Here is a 3,742-nt window from a genome sequence, read left to right on the forward strand (position 1 = left end):
GGAGTACTGACTCTTGTTTTCTCCAAAATGAAAAACTACCCCGACATCGCTATTGTAATCGCGACCTGCAAACCCACAGGCTTGCTTGAGCGAACAATTAAGTCCCTCGTGCAGTGCGTTGATCCGCCGACGCTTCGTCGTATCATAATCGCGGAGAACGGTCCGGTTTCAACAGCCGCCGAATTGGTTGATGGATACAAGGCGGCATTGCCAATCGAGCACCATTTTTATCCGAATGCCAAAAAGTGTGGAGCGCTTAATCGAGCGCTCGCTGAACTTGACGACGAGCTGATTGTCTACTTCGACGATGATGTTCGTATTCATCCTGAAACGTTGCTGGCCTACGCGGAGGCGGCGAAGGGGGCGACTCGAGGCGCGTTTTTTGGGGGGCGTTGCAAGGTCGACTACGAAGAAGAGCCGGAGGGTTGGTTAGGTAAGTATCTCCCTGCCGCCGCGAAAGGGTGGGCTCCCAGCAAGGAGTCGAGCGAGTTGGTCAAGCCTGGGGCGTTGGGCTTCAATTGGGCGGCGTTTGCGGAAGACTTGAGAGAAATCGGCGGATACGATGAACGTTGTGGACCCGGGACTTTAGCGAATGCCGACGAGATGAATGTTCAGCAGAAGCTTTTGGAAAATGGGGTTCGGGGCTACTATCTGCCGGATGCGATCGCATGGCACTACGTTCCGCCGGAACGCTGTTCGGAAGCGTGGTTGCTGCAATACATTCGAAAGGGCGGCGCGGGGAAAGGTATCGCTTATGCGGAGGGCGATCGAAAGCTTTTTTGGAAGCAGCAGATTGGCTGTCGTCTCAAGCTGGTTGCTTACAAATTGGCTCTACCTTTTGCGGTTCGCTATAGGACTCGGTTTCATTGCGAATTCAAAATCAATTGGCTCGAAGGCAAGCTTGAGGGGATGAAGCTTGGGATAGATGAGAAACGCGCGCCGCTCCCATCCTCGCATAGCCCCAAGAGCGTGCAACATTAGCAATTGGGATTGTTAAGTTTCAGCTAGTATCAGAATGAAGAATACGGAATATACAGAACGAACTCCACGTGTCAGTATTGGTCTGCCTGTCTATAATGGTTCTAACTACATTCGCCAGGCGATAGACTCGATTCTGGAGCAAACCTATCGCGACTTCGAAATCATCATTTGCGATAACGCATCTACGGACGATACGCAGGCGATCTGCGAAGAGTATGTTAAGAGAGACAAGAGGGTCGTCTACCACCGTAACAGCAGCAATATTGGAGCAGGGCGAAACTACAACTTGGTCGTAGAGTATGCGCGCGGCGAGTTCTTCAAGTGGGCGGCGCACGACGACATTTGCCACCCCGAGCTTCTGGAAAAGAGTGTGGAGCGGCTGGATGCGGAACCTGATGTTGTGCTCGTCTATTCGAAAGCGCGTCAGATTGATGAGAATACAAACTATGGCGATTCGTATTCAGGTTCTGATAACACTGCTCTCTTGAATCCGGTGCAGCGATTTCGTGAGTTGGTACGCCCGCACATATGTTTCCAGGTTTTTGGCTTGATGCGCCTGGATGTTTTGAAGGACACGCCGATGATCGGCTTGTATGCTCGGGGTGACGAGATTTTGCTTTGCTGGTTGGGACTGCGTGGACGCTTCGCCCGTATAGACGAGCATCTATTTTTTCCTAGGAAGCACGAGGAGCAATCTATGGCTATGCTGGCCGACAAGAAGAAAAAGAAAAAGGCTGACCTCGTTGCTTACAGTGTTTGGTTTGATCCTAAGTGGCGGAACAAGATCGTTCTGCCTTGGTGGATAAGCTTAAGAGAGCTTATTCGCTGCGTTGTGAAAGCTCCGATTTCGTTTCGTGACAAGATTGGATGCTTTGGTGTGATTATGCGTTGGGTCTGTACAAGGCGCCGTTCGCTCGCTCGCGATCTGTATAATCAGATGCAGCATTTCACGCTGGCTTTTTCATCACGGAAACAGGTGCGGCATTCGTAGCCGCGTGGTGAACATCTATTGTTTGTGTTGAAGAGTTGGAACTGTCGGGTAAAAAAAGTGTGAGCTCGGAAAAGATATTCCAGACATCCCACCTCGAGCGTAATCTCAAGAAGAGCGCAGTGCGTGGTGGTTCGCTTACTGTAGTTTCCCAAGGGATACGCTTAGGGCTACGCTTGATTTCGACTGCTATTCTCGCCCGACTGTTGTCGCCAGAGGACTATGGACTGATCGGAATGACCTTGGTCGTTTCGGGCTTTGTTGGGATTATTCGAGATGGCGGGCTTATTTACGCGACTGTGCAAAAGGAGTCGATTTCTCACAAAGAGGTTTCAGCTCTTTTCTGGATCAATGTCGCGCTTGGCATTTTCATCGCGATTACGCTGGTCTGTCTATCACCGCTCGTCTCGCTTGTATTCAGTGAACCGCGTCTTACGCCGCTGCTCTGTGTCTTGGCCATTCCATTTCTTTTTGGAGGGTGCACGGTACAGCATAAGGCTCTGATGCGGCGAAATTTCCAGTTCGGGAAGATCGCTGTTCTTGAGATCGGGTCGCTTGTTTGCGGAATTACTGTAGGGATCATCATGGCCTACTTGGGATATGGTTTTTGGTCTTTGGCCTTTATGGAGGTCGCGATTTCCGTTTCCGCTATGCTGCTTGCTTGGTGGCTGTTGCCTTGGATTCCTTCTCGGCCAAATCGTGTGGATGGGCTTCTGACTACTTTAAAGTTCGGCGGTAACGTGGTGGCGTTTAATGTCGTTAATTTCTTCGCGCGCAATGCTGACAAGGCCCTCATCGGATGGTTTTGGGGAGCCGCTTCGCTCGGGCTCTATTCGAGAGCTTATAGCTTGTTGATGATGCCGATCGAACGGATTAACGCTCCCTTTTCCAATGTCGCGGTCGCGATTCTTTCCAGAGCGGCGAATGATCCAAAGAAGCTGCGGCGGTACTTTTGTGAAGCGGTATCGATGGTCTCGGCCATTGTTATTCCGATTGTCGTGTACACCGCAGTGTTTGCAGAGGATCTGGTTAGGATTTGGCTGGGAGAGCAATGGATGGAAACCGCGAAGTTGTTTCAACTGCTAGCGATGCCTGCGCTTTTGATCGGTGCGTCCGTTCCTGTTACGTGGATCTACATCGTTTTAGATCGGACGAATCTTTTGCGTAATGTCGGTTTGGTGATGGCGCCTGTTAACGTGGTAGCGTTTTGCATTGGGTTGCCCTTCGGTCCGGAGGGAGTCGCCTTGGGGTACACCATAAGCTCGTGCCTGCTTTTCCTGCCGATACTACGTTATGCGCTGAACGGGACGGGCATCAGTATGATGGATGTTTTTCGCACTTGGCGTCACCCCTTGATCTCGGCGGCGGCTGGTGCAGGGGCCGGCTTGATCGTTAAAGCTTTTGTCCCTTTTCAGCAGTCTCAATTCGCGACTGCTTTCGTTTCTGTTGGAGTCTTCGGCCTCGTTTATGGACTGGTGATGTGTATCGGCTTTGGGTGGCACAAGCGTGTGCTCGCTTGGTACGCTCGGAAGTCTTCCGATCGCGGCATTATTCCGCCAGTTGGTGAGCCTGCTAATTAGTTTGGCGCCGCATTGGTGTTCGGGATCCCACTCGCAACGGTCAGAGACCTTCTACGACAAACCTTTAGGAGTCCCCCACGCATTTTTGATCTTAGAGTGACGCACATGGGCGTGTTTTGAGGAGGAGCGGGTAGTCGCTCGGCTATGACTCGGATGCGTGGGCTAATCGGAAAATGACATGAGACATTCGAAA

Annotated in this window: 3 protein-coding genes; all 3 read left to right on the forward strand. The window is 51.5% G+C overall.

Annotated features, from left to right (window positions below; all coding sequences use genetic code 11):
* Positions 1-27: 27 nt before the first annotated feature.
* Genes JIN87_RS13805 through JIN87_RS13815 form a run of 3 tightly spaced genes read left to right on the forward strand, consistent with a single transcriptional unit; the run spans position 28 to position 3,549 of the window.
* Positions 28-981 carry a glycosyltransferase family 2 protein gene (locus JIN87_RS13805; protein ID WP_200356161.1) on the forward strand — a complete coding sequence of 318 codons (954 nt, stop codon included), beginning with the start codon at positions 28-30 and terminating at the stop codon, positions 979-981.
* Positions 982-1,015: 34 nt separating this feature from the next.
* The gene (locus tag JIN87_RS13810) at positions 1,016-1,972 is read left to right on the forward strand and encodes a glycosyltransferase family 2 protein (RefSeq protein ID WP_200356162.1); all 957 of its coding nucleotides are present in this window, start codon (positions 1,016-1,018) and stop codon (positions 1,970-1,972) included.
* 59 nt (positions 1,973-2,031) lie between these two features.
* The gene (locus tag JIN87_RS13815) at positions 2,032-3,549 is read left to right on the forward strand and encodes a lipopolysaccharide biosynthesis protein (RefSeq protein ID WP_200356163.1); all 1,518 of its coding nucleotides are present in this window, start codon (positions 2,032-2,034) and stop codon (positions 3,547-3,549) included.
* The last annotated feature ends 193 nt before the right edge of the window (positions 3,550-3,742 follow it).

Origin of the sequence: Pelagicoccus mobilis, assembly GCF_016595505.1 — a bacterium.
GTDB lineage: Bacteria > Verrucomicrobiota > Verrucomicrobiia > Opitutales > Opitutaceae > Pelagicoccus > Pelagicoccus mobilis.

Excerpts from the sequence above, each read along its gene's own strand:
- JIN87_RS13810 (WP_200356162.1), top strand. The coding sequence starts at position 1,016 with ATGAAGAATACGGAATATACAGAACGAACTCCACGTGTCAGTATTGGT.
- JIN87_RS13805 (WP_200356161.1), top strand. The coding sequence starts at position 28 with ATGAAAAACTACCCCGACATCGCTATTGTAATCGCGACCTGCAAACCC.